Genomic DNA, 17,376 nt, shown 5'->3' on the forward strand with positions numbered 1-17,376 from the left:
ATGTCACAACAATTTGAGATAGAAGTTTTATGCGCATAAACACGAGCCTGGGCTAGTGCAACAAGCTTCATCACCTTGTTGCGGCTTCAGCGCAGCATCGCACCCGTTTCCGCCGAGCCGGATACCGCTTGCGGCGCGCCGTTCGTTACGCTTTCGATGGCTGCGAGCACTTGCGGCACATTGGGCGGCGCGCCGTGATTGCCGACCGACACCGAGCGCCCCGGCGCATCGATGCCGAAATGCTCGCGCGATGTCGCGGCAAACAGCATCACCGTGCGGCGCTGCATGGCGTGCGCAAGATGCACGAGGCCGGTATCCGTTCCGACCACCAGTTCCGACGCCTCGATCCAGTGCGCGCATTCCTCGACCGTCACCTTCGGCAGCACGATCGCGCCCGGCACGATGGCCGCGATCGCCTGCGCCTCGCCGCGCTCGCCCTCGGTGCCCCATGGCAAGGCGATCGTATAGCCGCGCTCGACGAGCCAGCGCCCGACTTCACCCCAATGATCCTTGGGCCACTTCTTGACGTCGGCGGAGGTGGCGTGAAACAGCATCGCGAGGCGTTTGTCGCGCGGAATATCGAGGCTGTGCTTCAACGCAGGCAGGCGCACGTTGTAGTCAGGCGTCTCGTCGAAGGTGTAGCCGAGCGCCTCCGCGACACTCACGCGCATGCCGCGCCAGGCATCCGTATGCGGACGCGGGCCGAAACGCGCGTTATAGGCGAACGCCGCGCCGCGCTCGCCGAGATCCTGATTCAGGTAGCCGAAGCGGCGCTTGCCGCGCGCGATGAACGCGATGATCGCGCTCTTGTAGACCCCGTGGATATCCACGATGGCGTCGTATTTCTCGGCGCGCAGTTCGCTGATGGATGCGCCGATTTCCTTCAGGTCGTTCCAGTTGCGGGCCTTCTTGAACTTGCGCAGCGGCGCGCTCAGCACGCGGTCCACGCCCGGATTCCAGCGAATGATGTCGGCGAAGGCGGCGTCGGCGGCCCAGTCGACTTTGGCGGAAGGAAAGGCACGCCGCAGGTCGGTGACGACAGGCAGCGTCTCGACGATGTCGCCGAGCGACGTGACTTTGACGATCAGAATTCGCTTCATGGAAGAGTCTTGAGTGCCCGGATGCCTGCGGCGCGCGGGAATGGACCGCCGCAGGCGGCGCGATGTGCCGCGCTCCGCAAAACCAGCGATTCTAATGAAATTGCGGCGTCGGCACTGTCAGCCTTTGTAAGTTCTTCCGCCTGCTCGCGCCGGGTTGCGCCGGTTTGCCTGCCTCGCGCTTATCGAGAATAGTCCAAATCGCGCAGCGTGACCGCGACTCAGAGCGAGCGCGCGGAGAAGGTATCGCACTGGCCGACATCGCCCGTCGACAGCCCGCGCCGCAACCAGCGCTGCCGCTGCTCGCTCGTGCCGTGGGTGAAGGCCTCCGGAACGACGCGTCCTTGCGACTGCTGCTGAAGCCGATCGTCGCCGATCGCACCTGCCGCATTCAATCCTTGTTCGAAATCGCCGGGCTCGATCAGTTGCGCGTTCAGCCGTTGCGCCACCGCGGCCCATACGCCCGCGAAACAATCCGCCTGCAACTCGACGCGCACGGACAGCGCATTCGCCTGCGCGCGCGACATCCGTGCGCGCGCCTGATCGACCTTGTCCGAAATGCCGAGCACGTTCTGCACGTGATGCCCGACTTCATGCGCGATCACGTACGCCTGGGCGAAGTCGCCGCCAGCGCCGAAGCGGTCGCGCAGCTCGCGATAGAACGAGAGATCGATGTAGACCTTGCGGTCCGCGGGACAGTAGAACGGTCCCATGGCGGCCTGCCCGGTGCCACATGCGGTCTGCGTGCCACCGGAGAACAGCACCAGCGTGGGCGCCGGATAGTCCTGGTTGAACTGCGTGCGGAAGATCTGCTGCCAGGTGCGCTCGGTGTTGCCGAGCACCTTGCGCACGAACACGGCGCCCGGATCGGTGGCGGGCTGTGTGCGGGCGGGCGCCGCCTGCTGCTGCGGCGCATTGCCCTGCAGGACCTGTGCGCCGTTGATGATGGTCATCGGGTTGATGCCGAAGAAGTACGAAGCTGCGAGCGCGACGATGATCGTGCCGATACCGATCGATCCTCCGCCTACCCGGAAGCCCCCGCCTCCGCCACCGCGCCGGTCTTCGACATTGCGGCTTTCTGCTTCGTCATCGAGGCGCATCGTATCTCTCCTTGTTTAACCGCGCGGCGCGCGCTCCCATAGCCATTATCGTACCCGGCGACGGTCCTGGCGGCTTGCAACAAAGCACCACAAAAAGCTCTTTCCGGCCCTTTCTCTCACGCCTGGAAAAACCGTGCGGTCGATTGTCGCGAACGCCCCTGCGCGTTCATGCCGCAGCGCACGATAAACGCGCCCGAAAAGCATCGGAGAATCAACCCGATAGCGCCTGCAAGCCCTTGAAACTGCGGCATTTGCGCGCGCAGCAGAATCGCTGACGCAACGCAACACTTTTTGCGATCGGCGCTAAGCTCCGACCCGTTACACGACTGAATCGGCAAGGACACCCACGCCCGACAATCCGGGCGCGGGTGACATTCAAGGCACAAGGCATCATGCATTCGACTCTCGAAGCACTCGATCTGGCGCGACTCCAGTTCGCGTTCACTGTCTCGTTTCACATCATTTTTCCGGCGTTGTCCATCGGGCTCGCGAGCTTCATCGCGGTGCTCGAAGGCGCCTGGCTCAAGACCGGCAAACCCGTCTACAAGGAGCTGTGTCTCTTCTGGTCGAAGGTCTTTGCCGTGGCGTTCGGCATGGGCGTCGTGTCGGGCGTCGTCATGGCCTACGAGTTCGGCACCAACTGGGGCGGCTTCTCGACCTTCGCCGGCCCGATCACCGGCCCCCTGCTCACCTACGAGGTGATGACCGCGTTCTTCCTCGAGGCCGGCTTCCTCGGCATCATGCTGTTCGGCTGGAACAAGGTCGGACCGAAGGCGCACTTCGGCGCCACATTGATGGTCGCCATCGGCACGCTCATCTCCACCTTCTGGATCCTCGCGTCGAACAGCTGGATGCAGACGCCGCAGGGCTTTCGCATCGAGGGCGATCACGTCGTGCCGGTGGACTGGTGGGCGATCATCTTCAATCCGTCGTTCCCGTACCGGCTCGCACACATGGCGATTGCGGCGTTCATCGTCGCGGCGCTGGTCGTCGCCGCGACCGGCGCATGGCATCTGCTGAAAGGCCGGCGCGATCCCGCCATCCGCAAGATGTTCTCGATGGCGCTCTGGCTGCTGCTCGCGCTGACGCCGATCCAGGCGCTCGTCGGCGACGCCCACGGCCTCAACACGCGTGAGCATCAGCCCGCGAAGATCGCGGCGATCGAAGGCATCTGGGACACGGAGAAAGGCGGCACGGCGCTGAACCTGTTCGGCATTCCCGACATGGAAGCCGAAACCACGAAGTACGCGGTGCGGATTCCGCATCTCGGCAGCCTGATTCTGACGCACAGCTGGGACGGCGAGATTCGCGGCCTGAAGGAATTTCCGAAGGCGGACCGGCCGAATTCGACGCTCGTGTTCTGGACCTTCCGCGTCATGGCGGGTCTTGGCGTGCTGATGATCCTGATGTCGTTCGCGGCGTGGTGGCTGCATCGCAAGCGCAGGCTGTTCGAGGCGCGCTGGTTCCATCGCTTCGCACTGGCGATGGGTCCGAGCGGCTTCGTCACGCTGCTGGCCGGCTGGATCACGACCGAGGCAGGCCGCCAGCCGTGGGTGGTGTACGGCGTGATGCGCACCGCCGATGCCGTCTCGCCCGTCACCGCGCAACAGGTCGGCGTGTCGCTGCTGGCGTTCGTGATCGTGTACACGATCGTCTTCGGCACCGGCATCTACTACTTGCTGAAGTTGCTTCGGCAAGGGCCCGCGCTGCCGGGCTCGCATACCGAGACGCCCGACGGCACAGCGCGCCGGCCGCTCAGCCTTCCGCATCAGTCCATCGAAGGAGCTTAAGAACATGGACCTCACGCTTGCCTGGGCCGCGATCATCGCGCTGGGACTGTTCCTCTACGTGGTGCTCGACGGCTTCGATCTCGGCATCGGCATTCTGTTTCCGTTCTTTCCCGACCAGCACGACCGCGACGTGATGATGAACACCGTCGCGCCGGTCTGGGACGGCAATGAAACCTGGCTCGTGCTCGGCGGCGCGGGACTGTTCGCCGCGTTCCCGATGGTCTATTCGACCGTGCTGTCCGCGCTCTATCTGCCGCTCGTGCTGATGCTCGTCTGCCTGATCTTTCGCGGCGTGTCGTTCGAGATTCGCGCGAAGGCGCAGCGCACGCGGCATCTGTGGGATTTGGCGTTCATCGGCGGATCGGCGGGCGCGACCTTCTTTCAAGGCGTGGCCCTCGGCGCGTTTCTCGACGGCATTCCCGTCGCCGATGGCCGCTTTGCCGGCGATCCTTTCGGCTGGTTCACGCCGTTCGCGCTCTTTACCGGCGGCGCGCTTGTCGTGACTTACGCACTGCTCGGCGCGTGCTGGCTGATCGCCAAAACCGAAGGCGACTTGCAGCGGCGGATGTATCGCGTCGTCTGGCCCTTGACGCTGCTGCAACTCGCGACCATTGCCGTCGTCAGCATCTGGACGCCGCTGCAGGACGCCGGCATTGCGTCGCGCTGGTTCGACTCGCCGCTGTTCTACCGGCTGCTGCCCGTGCCGGTGCTGGTCGCGGCGTGCGCGTGGGCCATGCGCCGTTCGATCGCATCGCGTCATGAGACACGGCCGTTTGCTGTCGCGCTGGGTTTCGTGCTGCTCGGCTATGCGGGACTTGTCGCGAGCATTTCGCCCCACGACATTTTCCCGGGTGTCTCGATCTGGGACGCGGCCGCACCGCACTCGAGCCAGCTGTTCACGATCGTCGGCGCGGCGGTGATCCTGCCGGTCATCATCGCGTACACGACGCTAAGCTATTGGGTCTTCAGAGGAAAGGTGCGCCATGGCGAACATCACTACCATTGAGCGCGCGCGCAAGCTGTTCTGGTTCGTCGCGCTGTGGGTGGCAGGGGTGGGCGGCGCGATGCTGCTCGCGCTGCCGTTCAAGCTGCTGATCAAGGCGGGGGCGGCGATTCATTGAGGGGGGCGAGCATCAAGGCTGGTCGTAGGGCGCGAAGGGATCGCGCCAGCGATTGGGCTGATAAAGCAGATACACGAACCCGCCGGCTTGCCAGTCGATCCTTGCCGAGCCGTCCGAATAGAGAATCCAGGTGCCGGAAAAGCCATCGGCGAAGGTGAGCTTGCCTGTCGACGCACAGGGGGAATAGCGGCCGTGGCTGGTCACGATCGAGGGCACCGGAACCGCATGCGCGAAATAGCGAATGACCTGGGCTCGTGTGGGGACAAACACGCTGCACGCGTCGAGCAGCGTTTTATCGTTCCGGTCGGATTCGGGCCGAACGATGCCCGTCTCTTCGATCGTCACGCGGGTCACGCCACGCGCATGCGAGAGCGCGCCGTGGGAGATGGCAAGGGACAGCAGGATCGAAGGAACGAGTGTGGGCGGGCTGAGTTTCAAAAGGCTTCGATCGCACGGGTTCCGCGCCAGCGAGAGCGCCTCTTCCGCCCGATGCCACTCAGATGCAAAAACAAGCCCTGTGGCATGTCCGACGCCGCTCCGGATCAATGACGAGGATCCAGCTTATCAAGCGGCGTCGTTCATATCACCACGACTAATCCGAATATCATCGGCTGCCCCCTCAAAACACCCCCGCCGCCACCACCCCGCCGACGATCCCGAACACCACCACCGCCACCGTCACGAACGCCAGCACGCGCGGCGGAAACGACCGCCCGAGCATCGCGAGCGACGGCACGCTCACCGGCGGCAGCGTCATCAACAACGCACCCGCAGGCCCGGTCGCCATGCCGAGCGACAACATCGCCTGGATGATCGGCACTTCCCCGGCCGTCGGAATCACGAACAGCGTGCCGGCTACCGCAAACGCCGCGATCCACAGCAAACCGTTGCCGATATCCGGCCCGATGTGCGGAAACAGCCACGCGCGCGCCGCGCCGAGCAGCAGCACGAGCACGATGTATTCGGGGATCAGCCGCAAAGTCATGCGGCCGAGAATCTTGAGCCAGCGCGAGAACGCCGTGCCGGGGTCGTCGGTTTCGACGAGCTTCGCCAGCGACTCGCGCGATGCCGCCGCCTGTTCCGGCGTCACCATCCGGTTCACCGCGTAGCCGAGCCCGAACACCATCAGCACGCCCAGCACGAGGCGCAGGCCGGTCCATTGCCAGCCGAGCACGAAGCCCATGAACACCAGCGCCGCCGGATTGAGCACGGTATTGCCGAGCCAGAACGCGATCGCCGCGCCCGGCGCCGCCTCGCGCGCACGCAGGCCCGCGACGACCGGCGCCGCGCAGCACGTGCACATCATGCCCGGCAACGACATCAGCCCGCCGTTCACCACGCTGCCGAAGTCATGCTCGCCGAGCGCCCGTGCGACCCAGCGCGGCGGAATCAGCGCCTGCACCGCCGAGCCGAGCAGGAGGCCGAGCACCATCGCCTGCCAGATGGCCTTGCCATAGGCGAGCGCGTAATCGAGCGCGGCCTGCCACGAAGGCGTCGGCGCATTCGCGGCCGTGCCCATCAAGATGGACTTGCCGATCGAATGCTGGCTCGCCGCCACAAACGCGCGGTTGTAGTACGGAAACCATTTCACATAGAACAGTCCCAATACGGCGATCAGCAGGAACACCATCCAGCCGAGCGCGACGCGAGGTTGACGGAGCGTGGTCATAGCGTGTCTTCTAGTTTCGAGTGTGGAGTTGAATCAAAGTGCGGGCGTGGTTTCGGCAAGCTGGGCAAGCAGTGCATGCGCCTGTTCGACGCTGTCTGCGTCGTTCGGCCGGAACAGCACATGGGCCGCGTTCGGCAATTCGCGGTACAGCGCCTGGCTGCTGCGCGCGTAGGCCGGATCGTAATGCCGGTCGATCAGCTCGCCGAACAGCTCCGCGCGCGCATCGGCGTCGATGAGCCCGTGCCAGTGCGCCACGCGTTCGCGGCTGTGCAGCGCGACCAGCTTCGACAACTGCGTCTTGAAGAAAGCAGGATCGTCGAACAGATGGGCGTAATCCTGCAGCAGAAACGCGATGCGGTCTTTCCGCTCCGCACGAACCTCCACGCAGGGCGACGCGTGCAGGCTGTCGAGCAGCGCATCGGGCAGCGTGATGGAACCGATGCGGCGCCCTTCCGCCTCGGCGAACACGGGCCGGTTGCGGTCGAAGCCGGACAGCACGTCGAGCAGCGCCGAATCGAAACCTTTCTGCGACGGCTGCGGCCGCCCCGGCAACGCGCCGAGCAACGATCCGCGATGCGCCGCCAGCCCTTCCAGATCGAGCGCCTGCGCGCCCGCTTCGTGCAGCGCCGTCAGGAGCCGCGTCTTGCCGCTGCCCGTATGGCCGATCAGCACCACATAGCGGAACTGGCGCGGCAGTTCGCCGAGCCGCTCCATCACGCCGCGCCGATAAGTCTTGTAGCCGCCTTCGAGCTGACGCGCCTGCCAGCCGATCAGGTTGAGCCAGGTCGTCATCGAACCGGAACGCTTGCCGCCGCGCCAGCAGTAGATGAGCGGCCGCCAGTTGCGGGGCTTGTCGGCGAAAAGCGTGTCGAGATGCTGCGCGATGTTGCGCGCGACCATCGCCGCGCCGACGCGGGTTGCCTCGAACGGCGAGACCTGCTTGTACATCGTCCCGACGATCACCCGTTCCTCATTGCTCAGCACCGGCGCGTTGATGGCGCCGGGAATGTGATCCTCGGCGAATTCGAGCGGCGTGCGGACGTCGACGATTTCGTCGAAATCGCCGAGGCGGTCGAGGGGAACAAGCAGATTTTTCACGGGAAACGGGGCGCGCGGCGACTGACTGAAGCGAAAAATTATCGCATGGGCACGGATTCGCTTCCGGCGGGCTTTTTTCTCCGCCGCCCAAGCCGGGCGCGAAGCGGCTACAGTGGCCGTATCGCAGGATCGCCCGCACCGTGCAAGGAGAAGCGATGAGCTATCACGAGACGATCGGCGTGCGCCGTTACCGTTTCGACGACCTGAAGACGCTGCTCGCCCGCGCCAGTCCGCGACGGTCCGGCGATGAGCTCGCCGGTCTCGCGGCCGCCACCGAGGAAGAGCGCGTCGCCGCCAAAATGGCGCTGGCGCAGGTCCCGCTCGCCGCCTTCCTCGACGAACCGCTGATTCCCTACGAGGACGACGAAGTCACGCGGCTGATCGTCGATACGCATTCGCGCGACGCCTTCGCGCCGCTCGCGCATCTGACGGTCGGCGCCTTCCGCGAATGGCTACTCGCCGACAGCACCGACACCGCCGCGCTCGAAGCCGTCACCATGGGCATCACGCCGGAAATGGCCGCCGCGGTGTCCAAGCTGATGCGCAACCAGGACCTGATCCTCGCCGCCAAAAAACGCCCGGTGATCACGCGCTTTCGGACGACCATCGGCCTGCCCGGCCATCTTTCGGCGCGCCTCCAGCCGAATCATCCGACCGACGATCCCAAGGGCATCGCCGCCGCGATGCTCGACGGCCTCTTCTACGGCTGCGGCGACGCGGTCATCGGCATCAATCCGGCCTCCGATTCGCCCACCGCCATCGGCACGCTGCTCACGATGATGGACGACTTCCGCCAGCGCTACGACGTGCCGATGCAGTCCTGCGTCCTCACCCACGTCACCAACACGCTCGCGGCGATCGAACAAGGCGCACCGGTGGATCTCGTGTTCCAGTCGATCGCAGGCACCGAACGCGCCAATGCGAGCTTCGGGGTGTCGCTTGCGCTGCTCGAGGAGGCGCGCGACGCGGCGTTGTCGCTCGGGCGCGGCACGGTCGGCGACAACGTCATGTACTTCGAAACCGGCCAGGGAAGCGCGCTGTCGGCGAACGCGCATCACGGCGTCGACCAGCAGACCTGCGAAGCGCGCGCCTACGCGGTGGCGCGCCGCTTCCAGCCGCTGCTGACGAATACGGTAGTCGGCTTCATCGGTCCGGAATACCTGTACGACGGCCGGCAGATCATTCGCGCGGGACTGGAGGATCACTTCTGCGGCAAGCTGCTCGGCGTGCCGATGGGCTGTGACATCTGCTACACGAATCACGCCGAAGCCGATCAGGACGACATGGACACGCTGCTGACCCTGCTGGGCGCCGCGAACGTGAATTTCATCATGGGCGTGCCGGGCGCGGACGACGTGATGCTCAACTATCAAAGCACCTCGTTTCACGACGCGCTGTATGTCCGTCGGCTGCTCGGCCTCAAGCGCGCGCCCGAGTTCGAAGCGTGGCTCGCCAGAATGCGCGTCACGGATGCACAGGGCGGTTTGCTTGCGCGTCCATCAGGCGCGTCCCGTCAACCGCTGCTTGACTGGATCGACGCATGACGACGACGCCACCCCGCCAGGACGATCCGTGGGACGCGTTGCGGCGTTTCACGAATGCCCGCATCGCGCTGGGCCGCGCAGGCAGCAGCCTGCCCACCGCGCCGCTGCTCGCCTTCCAACTTGCGCATGCGCAGGCGCGCGACGCGGTCCACCAGCCGCTCGATGTCGGCGCGCTTGCCGAGGCCATCCGCGCCGCAGGCTTCGACACACTCGACGTGCCGAGCGCGGCCCCCGATCGCGCCACTTATTTGCGTCGTCCCGACCTGGGGCGCATGCCCGGCGAAGCAGGCGACGCGCGTCTCGCCGATTACGCGAAGAGCCTGCATGACGCACCGGACCTGGTGTTCGTGGCCGCGGACGGACTGTCCGCCGTCGCCGCGCAGCGCCACGTCGCGCCGCTGCTCGCGAGCCTGCGGCCACGTCTCGACGGCTGGCGCATCGGTCCTGTGGTGATCGCCACGCAGGCGCGAGTGGCGCTGGGCGATCCCGTCGGCGAACGCTTGCGGGCGCGGATGGTGGTGATGATGATCGGTGAACGGCCGGGACTCAGTTCGCCGGACAGTCTCGGGCTCTACGTGACGTATGAGCCGCGCGCCGGCCGTCACGACGCCGAGCGCAACTGCATCTCCAACGTGCGCCCCGAGGGCCTGCCTTACGACGCCGCCGCGCACAAGCTGATGTGGCTGCTGAACGAGGCGCGCCACCTCGGACTGACCGGCGTCGGGCTGAAGGATCACAGCGGCGCGCTGCCCGCGCCTCACAGCCCGGGCGCGCTCGAAGGCTAGCCGCGCAGCTTGCGATACACCGTCGTGCGCGACACGCCGAGTTCGCGCGCCGTCGCCGATACATTGCCGCCGTGCGCCTTGAGCGCCGCCGCGACCGCGCCGGCTTCGATGTCGGCGAGACGCCCGCCCGACGGCAGCGTCGGTGCGAATGACGGTTCTACCTCGCCGAGTGCATCGAGTTCATCCATGAAATCGTGCGGCAGATGGGCGACGCGGATGTGGGTGTCGTGATCGTCGAGCATCGCGCAGGCCGTGCGCAGAACGTTGCTCAACTGCCGCAGGTTGCCCGGCCAGGGATGCCGCGCGAACAGCGCGAGCACGGCCGGATCGATGTCGATCGGGCGGCTGGTGAAACGCTCATCGCGCAGCATCTTGTCGGCGACCGCGCGCAAATCGCTTCGCTCGGCGAGCGGCGGCAGCGTCACCGAGAGCCCGTTGACGCGGTAATACAAATCTTCGCGGAAAGTGCCCTGCGCGACGCAATCGCGCAGCTTGCGGTTGCTCGCGCAGACCAGCATGAAATCGACCGGCACCGCGCGCGCCGCGCCGAGCGGCTCGACCATCCGCTCTTGCAGCACGCGCAGCAGACGGCTTTGCAGCGCGAGCGGCATGTCGCCGATTTCATCGAGGAACAGCGTGCCGCCGTTCGCCTGCACGATCTTGCCGGTCGCGCCGCGTTTGGCCGCGCCGGTAAAGGCGCCCGGCACGTAGCCGAACAGCTCGGATTCGATCAGCGTCTCCGGCAGCGACGCACAGTTCACCGCGACGAACGGCCCTGCGCGACGCGGCGAATCGGCATGGATCGCGCGCGCGAGCATTTCCTTGCCCGCGCCCGTCGGCCCGCCGATCAAAACGGGAATGTTCTTGCCGATCACCTTGCGGACGCGGCCGGCGACGTCCTGCATGTGCGCATCGCCAGTGCAGAGCGCCGCGAGTGCCGACGACACCGGCTCGGCAACGGTCACGGCTACGCTCGTCGCCGGCCTGCCGCGAAACTCGATGCTCGCGAACACGCCGACGCCGCTATGCAGCACCAGCCGCCGCGGCGCGTCGCCGGGACGCCCGATCAGCGTTTCGACGCCCTCGCCGAACAGCGTCTCCGAAGTTTGCGCGCGCAGGCTGCGCAAATCGAGCCCGAGCTGGAACTGCGCGCTGCGGTTGGCGCACAGCAGACGGCCGTCCAGTTCGAACACAGCGATGCCTTCCATCAGCGTGCCGATGAATTCCGGGCGGCTGTGAAAACGGACGCGCAGCTTGTCTTCGAAGGCGCTCGAAATCAGCCGGTTCTCGATGGTTTGTCCCGACATCTTGACGAGCGCCATCGTGTGCTGGTGATAGCCGCGCCGGTCGCCGGTGACGTCGAGGACGCCGGACAGGTTGCCGAGCGGATCGAGGATCGGCACGCTCGAGCAGGTCAGGAAATGATTGGCGCGCAGGTAATGCTGGTCGCCGTGGACGGTGACGGCCGTGCGTTCGGCGATCGTCGTGCCGATGGCGTTCGTGCCCTGATGCGCCTCGTTCCAGATCGCGCCGGCGCGCAGCGCGACTTTTTCGGCACGGGCGAGGAAGTCGTCGTCGCCGAACGAATGCAGGATCAGGCCGCCCGCATCCGTCAGCGCAATCATGCTGTGGGTGTTCGCAAGCTGGGCGTACAGCGTCTCGATGACCGGCAGCGCGTGCGCGCACAGCGTGCGGCTCTCGTCGAGCTTGACGGCCAGTTGCGCACCGGTCAGCACGGCGTAATCGGGGCGCATCGTTTCAAACAACCCGAAGGTGGCCGAGCGCTCGTGCGAATGACGGATGAGATCGCGCTGCGCGGGCTGCAAGGCCGCGCCGATGGCGTGCTGCATCGCCTTCCTCCTTGTCGGTTCAGCGCGGCTGTCGACGGGGCTTGGTGCCATCCGCCGCCGCGTGAATGTCTCCTCGCCGCAATGTAACACTGCGGCGGGAGACGGGTCGATCGGAGGAAGCACGCGTAGGCGGTATTGAGCCGCCTCGGCGCTACAGCACGAGCGAGCCTGCCGAAATCGCGATGACCAGGAAGATGACGAACAGGATCAGGAAGATGAAGAAGCAGATCTTGGCGATGCCCGCCGCGCCGGACGAGACGCGTGTGAAGCCGAAGAGGCCCGCGACGACGGAGATGATTGCGAAGAGGATGGCGAGTTTAAGCATGGCGGTTCCGGTTTTTTTGTCGTGATGGCCGGTGTACATGCAAGGAGCGTGCCGCGCACCACTTTCTGCACCAATTCGATGGTGCGTTGAGAAAAAGACGGTTAGTTGCTGGCTTAACTCCCAAAAAAAAGTGGGCAAGGATTGCCCGCTTCTTCGGCTCTTTTGCGCGTCAACGTCCGCGCGTATCGGCGGCCACGCGGGCGGGCGTCGCTGCAGGCGTCGGCTTCGGCAACGGTCGACGGCTGCCGAGCCAGCCCGCCACGGCCTGATGCACGCGCGGCACGGCGAGCAGCGCGCCGATGGCCAGCGCATCGGCGGCCAAGCCGGCCGGCACGTTGATGAGGCCATCGGTCAGCGTGAACAGGACGGAGTCGACGACCAGCGAAATGACCGTGCCCGCGACGAACGCCACCATGCCGTCGCGCCCGACCGCGCCAATGCACGGCAGGCGGTTCGCGATCGCCTTGATGACGCCATAGCGCGCGAGATTGGCGCAGATCCACGCGATCGCCAGGAAATTGACGATGCGCGGCCCGGCGAGATCGCGCTTGAAGGCGCTGTCCAGCACCGGCGGCAGCACGAGCAGCTTGTAGTACGCCATGCCGGCGATCAGCGCGACGGCGCCCGCACTGACGATCCAGCCAAAACGATGCGCAGTCAGCCGCTGATACACGGGCTGACAGCGCGCCAGCACGCCGAGCACGAACATCAATTGCCAGGCGGCGGGATTGAAATCCCAGAGGTTGTCTTCGGCCGAGGGCAGATACTCGCCGATCGCCGGCGCGCACGCCCACAGCGCGAGGCTCAGTCCTAGCAGGATCCACGGCTTGCTGCGGGCGAGCGGCAGCATCAGCGGCACGGCCAGCGCGAACAGCGCGTACATCGGCAGGACGGCAGCGAGGTAGGGCTGGCGCTCGAACGTGAGGATTTGTGCGATCGACGACACCGGTTCGGCCATCAGGCTGTCGAGATCGTGCAGCGCGAGATTCGGCGCGTGGCCGAAGAACGGCCGCAGCAGGAAGGACGCGGCCAGCATCAGCACGGCGGTGACGAGGAAGGCGCGATACAGCTCGAACGCCCGCTTCAGGAAACGCCGGCGCGCGGCGCTTTCGGAACGGCGCTCGGCGAGCGAGACATAGGCGGTGGCTGTCGCGAAGCCGCCGAGGAAGACGAAGACCTCGGCGGCGTCATTGAGCGCGAAAGCATGCAGGGTGAAGCGCGACACCATGCTGCCGCCGATGTGATCGACGACGATGATGAGCAGAACCAGTCCCCTGAAGAAGTCCAGCTCGACGAGACGTTGTGATTTTCCCTGCATGCGAAGTGGCGTATTTTCCTGGACGGCAGGAAGTGTAGGACGGCCGGATTTTGAGCCGGCTCGAAAGGATTGGAGTTTACCCGTAAAGCCCGCTCAATCGCATCTCAATAGATGCAAAAATCCGTTTCAAATCCGGTATTTGTGGCCAATAGGCCATATTTGGTCTCAACACACGACCCCGGGCGGCAAAAGCTCGCTATCGTGTGGCGCTTCGATTCGAATGAATATTTCAAGTTCCTTTCATTTCGGGAGTCGAGCAGGTTAACATCCCGCCATCGCCGCCAAACTGATCACGCCCGCACCGCATGGACTATCTCCTCGCCCTCCTCGCCGATCCCGCCGCCTGGGCCGCGCTCGCGACGCTCGTCGTCATGGAAGTCGTGCTCGGCATCGACAACCTCATCTTCATTTCCATCCTGACCAACAAGCTGCCCGAGGCGCACCGGGCGCGCACCCAGCGCCTGGGCATCGGCCTCGCGCTCGTGATGCGGCTTGGCTTGCTCGGCACGGTCGCGCTGATCGTGCGGCTCACGGCGCCGATCTTCGAAGCTTTCGGGCACGGCTTCTCGTGGCGCGACCTGATCCTGATCGCGGGCGGCGTGTTTCTCGTGTGGAAGGCCACCACGGAGATCCGTCATCACGTGACGCACGACGCCGACGGTCACGGAGGCGCGAACGCCGGCGGCCGTCTGACGCCGCTCTCGGCGATCGGCCAGATTCTGCTGCTCGACCTCGTGTTTTCCATCGACAGCATCGTGACCGCGGTCGGCATGACCGAGCACATTCCGATCATGTTCGTCGCGGTAATCGCCGCAGTGGCCGTGATGCTGTTCGCGGCCGGGCCGCTGTCGAGGTTCATCGATCGGAATCCGACCATCGTCATGCTGGCGCTCGGCTTCCTGCTCGTGATCGGCATGACGCTGATCGCGGAAGGTTTCGGCTCGCATGTGCCCAAAGGCTATATTTATGCCGCGATGGCGTTCTCGGCGCTGGTGGAGGCGCTCAACATGCTCGCCCGGCGCGCGAAGACGCGTAAGGCAGGCGCAGCGAGGGATTGAGACACTCCCGACGGATTGGCGGCAGTTGCGAATTCAAAAATAATCCAGGCAGAGGCCAGACCCTACCGTCCCGAGATTGACTCACTTTGCGCAGTCGCTGTTTTCGCCGGCGACCTGAGCGGTCACTGTGCCTATGGATTCGTTCTGTGGCCTACGGCCATCGGCTGCCTCGCTGCCTCGCTGATTGCGTGGATGGATGGCTGGCCGGCTGCCATCGCGGTCGCTTGCCCGCCCACCTTGCAGTACCTCGGCCGCATCAGTTACGGGATCTACCTTTTCACCTGGCCGTGGGCCGGTACCTGTTCGATCAGACCCGATCAGACCGAGGTTCGGAACATGTCGCCGCTGGCCTTCTTCCTGATCGCGTTCGCGATCACCGTCGCGGTGGCGTCCGCGAGTTGCTACGGACCCAGGACCATCGATCTCGCCCACCTGGATCCCGCCGGCACGCCGATCTGGATGAAGATCAAGGGCGATCCGCCTCCGGGTACGGTGGCCGTCATCGGCGGTGAAAGAATCCCCGTGTCGATGGCCGATAACGTCGTGGCGTTCAACCTGACGCCGGATATCCTGGCTCACCCAAGCCAACAGGCTGTGTTCCTGGAGCATCGCGGATTCATCAGCGTGGCAAGATCGGCTGAGGTTCAAGTCCAGATCGGCAGCAACTGACAGGCGCGGCGCGCCTTGCGGGCGCACGCGATCATGCCGGGCGTCAGAACAGACTGCGCTGACGCTCCTCACGCTCGGACCGCAACGCTTCCGGCAGCGGCTGCGCCCGCAGCCAGCGTTCGATTGCATCGACTACATGCTGCCGCTCGACGGCATCCAGCGCCCGCCCCGCCGGGATCTCATGCCATTTGGCCAGACACGAGCGGCAGCACGTCGCCGTCGCGTGCTGCGCGATGAACACCGGATGCCCGCGCATCGGCGTCTGCTTGCCGTCGTTGGGCGGCAGCGGCGGCGCGAGACGTCTGCCGATCAGGTCGTGCGCCTGCGTGAGCACCGTCTCCATGCCCTTCTCGCCCAGATACTTCCCTTCCCTCACGCCGAGCGCAAAGCGCCGCTGGAACGCCGACCGGGCGAGTGCGGCGAAGACGGCGTCGAGGTCGCGCATGGCGGGATCAGCTGCCGTAGAGCGTGGAGTCGGCGAAACCGTCGGCGGACAGCACGCGGCCGACGAGAATCATCGCCGTGCGTTCGACGCCCGCCGCCCGCACCTTGTGCGCGATGTCCGCGAGCGTGCCCTCGATGCGCGTCTCGTCGGGCCAGCTCGCGCGAAACACCACGGCCACCGGACAGTCCGCGCCGTAGTGCGGCAGCAGGTCGGCGACGATGCGCTCGATGTGACGCACGCCGAGATGAATCGCGAGCGTCGCGCGATGCCGCGCCAGGTCCGCAAGCGCTTCACCCGGCGGCATGGCGGTACGGGTTGCGTAGCGCGTGAGGATGACCGTCTGGGAGATGCCGGGCAGCGTCAGCTCGCGCCCGAGCGCGGCCGCGGATGCAGCCGTCGCCGTCACGCCGGGCACGATTTCATAGGGAATGCCGAGCGCGTCGAGCCGGCGCATCTGCTCGCCGATCGCGCCGTACAGCGAGGGATCGCCGGAATGCACGCGCGCCACGTCGTGGCCGGCGACGTGCGCGTCGTGCAGCAGCGCGACGATGGTATCGAGATCGAGCTCCGCCGTATCGATGCACGTCTCCGCGCGATGACCGGCGAGCACTTCCTTCGGCACCAGCGAGCCGGCATAGAGCAGCACGGGGCACGTGCGGACCAGCCGCTGCCCTTTGACGGTGATGAGTTCGGGATCGCCGGGTCCGGCGCCGATGAAATAGACAGTCATGCTTTGGATGAGGGTTGAAGGCCGAGTGCGTCGAGCGCTTCGAGTGCATCGGCGACGGTGTCGAAACTGCGGTCGGCGGCGGGCAAATCGGGACGCGCGAGCATGATGACCGGCAGGCCGCGTTCGCGCGCGACCGTCAGCTTCGCCTCGGTCGCGCGGCCGCCGCTGTGCTTGCTGATGACGACATCGATGCGGGCTGCGTCGAACAGCGCGCGTTCGCCGTCGAGGGTGAACGGGCCGCGCGCGTCGATGATCCGCGCGCGTGCGGTGCCCGCATGTGCTTCGAGACAACGCACGGTCCAGTATTGCGATGCGGGAATCTCGTCCAGATGCGCGAGCGGTTCGCGCCCGAGCGTGAACAGCGGGCGGCTGAATCCGGCGATGCCGGCAACGATGCCGCGCCAGTCGGACACGAAGCGCCAGTCGTCGCCGGGCTGTGCAGGCCACGCGGGACGGCGCACGGCCCACAGCGGCACGCCCGTGCTGTCGCAGGCTGCGCGCGCGTGGCGGCTCATTTGCGCGGCATACGGATGCGTCGCATCGACGACGAGCGCGATGTCCGCGTCGCGCAGATAGGCATCGAGCCCGTCGATGCCGCCAAACCCGCCGACGCGCACCGTGCACGCGAGATCGTCCGGTACGCGCCCAAGGCCTGCCAGGCTATAGACGTGACCGGCGGGCAGTGCGCGCGCGATCGCAAGCGCGTCGCCGGTGCCGCCGAGCAGGAGAATGCGCTTCATGCCGTGCCGGCCTTGCGGGAAGACGAACACAGGCCGC

Annotated in this window: 18 protein-coding genes; 7 read left to right on the forward strand and 11 right to left on the reverse strand. The window is 65.9% G+C overall.

Going from position 1 to position 17,376, the window contains the following annotated elements; all coding sequences use genetic code 11:
• Window positions 1–86: 86 nt before the first annotated feature.
• Both waaC and QCE83_RS31775 read right to left on the reverse strand, forming a co-directional pair.
• The gene (gene waaC, locus QCE83_RS31770) at window positions 87–1,100 is read right to left on the reverse strand and encodes a lipopolysaccharide heptosyltransferase I (protein ID WP_309820422.1); all 1,014 of its coding nucleotides are present in this window, start codon (window positions 1,098–1,100) and stop codon (window positions 87–89) included.
• Between the two features lie 218 nt (window positions 1,101–1,318).
• Entirely contained in the window at window positions 1,319–2,197 is an 879-nt protein-coding gene (locus QCE83_RS31775) for a neutral zinc metallopeptidase (protein WP_309820425.1), read from the reverse strand.
• A gap of 392 nt (window positions 2,198–2,589) precedes the next feature.
• Between QCE83_RS31775 and QCE83_RS31780 the strand changes: the two genes are divergently transcribed.
• The 3 genes from QCE83_RS31780 to QCE83_RS31790 are packed head-to-tail and all read left to right on the forward strand — an operon-like array spanning window position 2,590 to window position 5,108.
• Window positions 2,590–3,987 carry a cytochrome ubiquinol oxidase subunit I gene (locus QCE83_RS31780; protein WP_309820427.1) on the forward strand — a complete coding sequence of 466 codons (1,398 nt, stop codon included), beginning with the start codon at window positions 2,590–2,592 and terminating at the stop codon, window positions 3,985–3,987.
• Between the two features lie 4 nt (window positions 3,988–3,991).
• The gene (gene cydB, locus QCE83_RS31785) at window positions 3,992–4,993 is read left to right on the forward strand and encodes a cytochrome d ubiquinol oxidase subunit II (protein ID WP_309820429.1); all 1,002 of its coding nucleotides are present in this window, start codon (window positions 3,992–3,994) and stop codon (window positions 4,991–4,993) included.
• Complete coding sequence (locus tag QCE83_RS31790) at window positions 4,971–5,108, forward strand: hypothetical protein (protein WP_309820430.1); 138 nt, start codon at window positions 4,971–4,973, stop codon at window positions 5,106–5,108. The genes cydB and QCE83_RS31790 overlap by 23 nt, the downstream gene beginning before the upstream one ends.
• Window positions 5,109–5,120: 12 nt before the next feature.
• Here the strand turns inward: QCE83_RS31790 and QCE83_RS31795 are convergent, their stop codons facing one another.
• From QCE83_RS31795 to mnmH, 3 genes are all read right to left on the reverse strand, one after another.
• Window positions 5,121–5,546 (reverse strand): hypothetical protein, encoded by a 426-nt coding sequence (locus tag QCE83_RS31795; protein ID WP_309820432.1) that lies wholly within the window; start codon window positions 5,544–5,546, stop codon window positions 5,121–5,123.
• Window positions 5,547–5,727: 181 nt separating this feature from the next.
• Window positions 5,728–6,777 carry a permease gene (locus QCE83_RS31800; protein ID WP_309820434.1) on the reverse strand — a complete coding sequence of 350 codons (1,050 nt, stop codon included), beginning with the start codon at window positions 6,775–6,777 and terminating at the stop codon, window positions 5,728–5,730.
• A gap of 33 nt (window positions 6,778–6,810) precedes the next feature.
• Window positions 6,811–7,875, reverse strand: a complete 1,065-nt coding sequence (gene mnmH, locus QCE83_RS31805; RefSeq protein ID WP_309820436.1) for a tRNA 2-selenouridine(34) synthase MnmH — start codon at window positions 7,873–7,875, stop codon at window positions 6,811–6,813.
• 155 nt (window positions 7,876–8,030) lie between these two features.
• Here mnmH and QCE83_RS31810 point away from each other — a divergent pair, with 155 nt between their 5' ends.
• Together QCE83_RS31810 and eutC are read left to right on the forward strand one after the other, a co-directional pair.
• Entirely contained in the window at window positions 8,031–9,419 is a 1,389-nt protein-coding gene (locus QCE83_RS31810) for an ethanolamine ammonia-lyase subunit EutB (protein WP_309820439.1), read from the forward strand.
• Window positions 9,416–10,204 carry an ethanolamine ammonia-lyase subunit EutC gene (gene eutC / locus QCE83_RS31815; RefSeq protein WP_309820440.1) on the forward strand — a complete coding sequence of 263 codons (789 nt, stop codon included), beginning with the start codon at window positions 9,416–9,418 and terminating at the stop codon, window positions 10,202–10,204. The genes QCE83_RS31810 and eutC overlap by 4 nt, the downstream gene beginning before the upstream one ends.
• Here eutC and QCE83_RS31820 read toward each other — a convergent pair.
• The 3 genes from QCE83_RS31820 to QCE83_RS31830 form a co-directional block, all read right to left on the reverse strand.
• Window positions 10,201–12,054, reverse strand: a complete 1,854-nt coding sequence (locus QCE83_RS31820; RefSeq protein ID WP_309820441.1) for a sigma-54-dependent Fis family transcriptional regulator — start codon at window positions 12,052–12,054, stop codon at window positions 10,201–10,203. The two genes, eutC and QCE83_RS31820, sit on opposite strands and share 4 nt — an antisense overlap.
• A gap of 151 nt (window positions 12,055–12,205) precedes the next feature.
• On the reverse strand, window positions 12,206–12,379 hold the full coding sequence (locus tag QCE83_RS31825) for a DUF1328 domain-containing protein (RefSeq protein ID WP_309820442.1): 174 nt from the start codon (window positions 12,377–12,379) through the stop codon (window positions 12,206–12,208).
• A gap of 169 nt (window positions 12,380–12,548) precedes the next feature.
• On the reverse strand, window positions 12,549–13,697 hold the full coding sequence (locus QCE83_RS31830; RefSeq protein WP_309820443.1) for an OpgC domain-containing protein: 1,149 nt from the start codon (window positions 13,695–13,697) through the stop codon (window positions 12,549–12,551).
• Between the two features lie 305 nt (window positions 13,698–14,002).
• Here QCE83_RS31830 and QCE83_RS31835 point away from each other — a divergent pair, with 305 nt between their 5' ends.
• Both QCE83_RS31835 and QCE83_RS31840 read left to right on the forward strand, forming a co-directional pair.
• Window positions 14,003–14,755 (forward strand): TerC family protein, encoded by a 753-nt coding sequence (locus QCE83_RS31835; RefSeq protein ID WP_309820444.1) that lies wholly within the window; start codon window positions 14,003–14,005, stop codon window positions 14,753–14,755.
• Window positions 14,756–14,947: 192 nt separating this feature from the next.
• Entirely contained in the window at window positions 14,948–15,424 is a 477-nt protein-coding gene (locus QCE83_RS31840; RefSeq protein WP_309820445.1) for a hypothetical protein, read from the forward strand.
• 43 nt (window positions 15,425–15,467) lie between these two features.
• Here QCE83_RS31840 and QCE83_RS31845 read toward each other — a convergent pair whose 3' ends face one another.
• From QCE83_RS31845 to QCE83_RS31855, 3 genes are read right to left on the reverse strand one after another with little or no spacing between them, the layout of a single operon-like run.
• A complete protein-coding gene (locus tag QCE83_RS31845) occupies window positions 15,468–15,869 on the reverse strand; it encodes a DUF4186 domain-containing protein (RefSeq protein WP_309820446.1) in 402 nt (133 codons plus the stop codon).
• A 7-nt stretch (window positions 15,870–15,876) separates the two neighbouring features.
• Complete coding sequence (gene cobM, locus QCE83_RS31850; RefSeq protein ID WP_309820447.1) at window positions 15,877–16,599, reverse strand: precorrin-4 C(11)-methyltransferase; 723 nt, start codon at window positions 16,597–16,599, stop codon at window positions 15,877–15,879.
• Window positions 16,596–17,339 carry a cobalt-precorrin-6A reductase gene (locus QCE83_RS31855; RefSeq protein WP_309820448.1) on the reverse strand — a complete coding sequence of 248 codons (744 nt, stop codon included), beginning with the start codon at window positions 17,337–17,339 and terminating at the stop codon, window positions 16,596–16,598. Before QCE83_RS31855 ends, cobM begins: the two co-directional genes overlap by 4 nt.
• Window positions 17,340–17,376 lie beyond the last annotated feature (37 nt).

The organism is Caballeronia sp. LZ034LL, from assembly GCF_031451215.1.
Taxonomy (GTDB): Bacteria; Pseudomonadota; Gammaproteobacteria; order Burkholderiales; family Burkholderiaceae; genus Caballeronia.

What these genes read in the sequence shown, in the direction of transcription:
- waaC (WP_309820422.1), bottom strand. Translation starts at nt 1,100, where the DNA reads ATGAAGCGAATTCTGATCGTCAAAGTCACGTCGCTCGGCGACATCGTC.
- QCE83_RS31775 (WP_309820425.1), bottom strand. Translation starts at nt 2,197, where the DNA reads ATGCGCCTCGATGACGAAGCAGAAAGCCGCAATGTCGAAGACCGGCGC.
- QCE83_RS31780 (WP_309820427.1), top strand. Translation starts at nt 2,590, where the DNA reads ATGCATTCGACTCTCGAAGCACTCGATCTGGCGCGACTCCAGTTCGCG.
- cydB (WP_309820429.1), top strand. Translation starts at nt 3,992, where the DNA reads ATGGACCTCACGCTTGCCTGGGCCGCGATCATCGCGCTGGGACTGTTC.
- QCE83_RS31790 (WP_309820430.1), top strand. Translation starts at nt 4,971, where the DNA reads ATGGCGAACATCACTACCATTGAGCGCGCGCGCAAGCTGTTCTGGTTC.
- QCE83_RS31800 (WP_309820434.1), bottom strand. Translation starts at nt 6,777, where the DNA reads ATGACCACGCTCCGTCAACCTCGCGTCGCGCTCGGCTGGATGGTGTTC.
- QCE83_RS31810 (WP_309820439.1), top strand. Translation starts at nt 8,031, where the DNA reads ATGAGCTATCACGAGACGATCGGCGTGCGCCGTTACCGTTTCGACGAC.
- eutC (WP_309820440.1), top strand. Translation starts at nt 9,416, where the DNA reads ATGACGACGACGCCACCCCGCCAGGACGATCCGTGGGACGCGTTGCGG.
- QCE83_RS31820 (WP_309820441.1), bottom strand. Translation starts at nt 12,054, where the DNA reads ATGCAGCACGCCATCGGCGCGGCCTTGCAGCCCGCGCAGCGCGATCTC.
- QCE83_RS31825 (WP_309820442.1), bottom strand. Translation starts at nt 12,379, where the DNA reads ATGCTTAAACTCGCCATCCTCTTCGCAATCATCTCCGTCGTCGCGGGC.
- QCE83_RS31830 (WP_309820443.1), bottom strand. Translation starts at nt 13,697, where the DNA reads ATGCAGGGAAAATCACAACGTCTCGTCGAGCTGGACTTCTTCAGGGGA.
- QCE83_RS31835 (WP_309820444.1), top strand. Translation starts at nt 14,003, where the DNA reads ATGGACTATCTCCTCGCCCTCCTCGCCGATCCCGCCGCCTGGGCCGCG.
- QCE83_RS31840 (WP_309820445.1), top strand. Translation starts at nt 14,948, where the DNA reads ATGGATGGCTGGCCGGCTGCCATCGCGGTCGCTTGCCCGCCCACCTTG.
- QCE83_RS31845 (WP_309820446.1), bottom strand. Translation starts at nt 15,869, where the DNA reads ATGCGCGACCTCGACGCCGTCTTCGCCGCACTCGCCCGGTCGGCGTTC.
- cobM (WP_309820447.1), bottom strand. Translation starts at nt 16,599, where the DNA reads ATGACTGTCTATTTCATCGGCGCCGGACCCGGCGATCCCGAACTCATC.
- QCE83_RS31855 (WP_309820448.1), bottom strand. Translation starts at nt 17,339, where the DNA reads ATGAAGCGCATTCTCCTGCTCGGCGGCACCGGCGACGCGCTTGCGATC.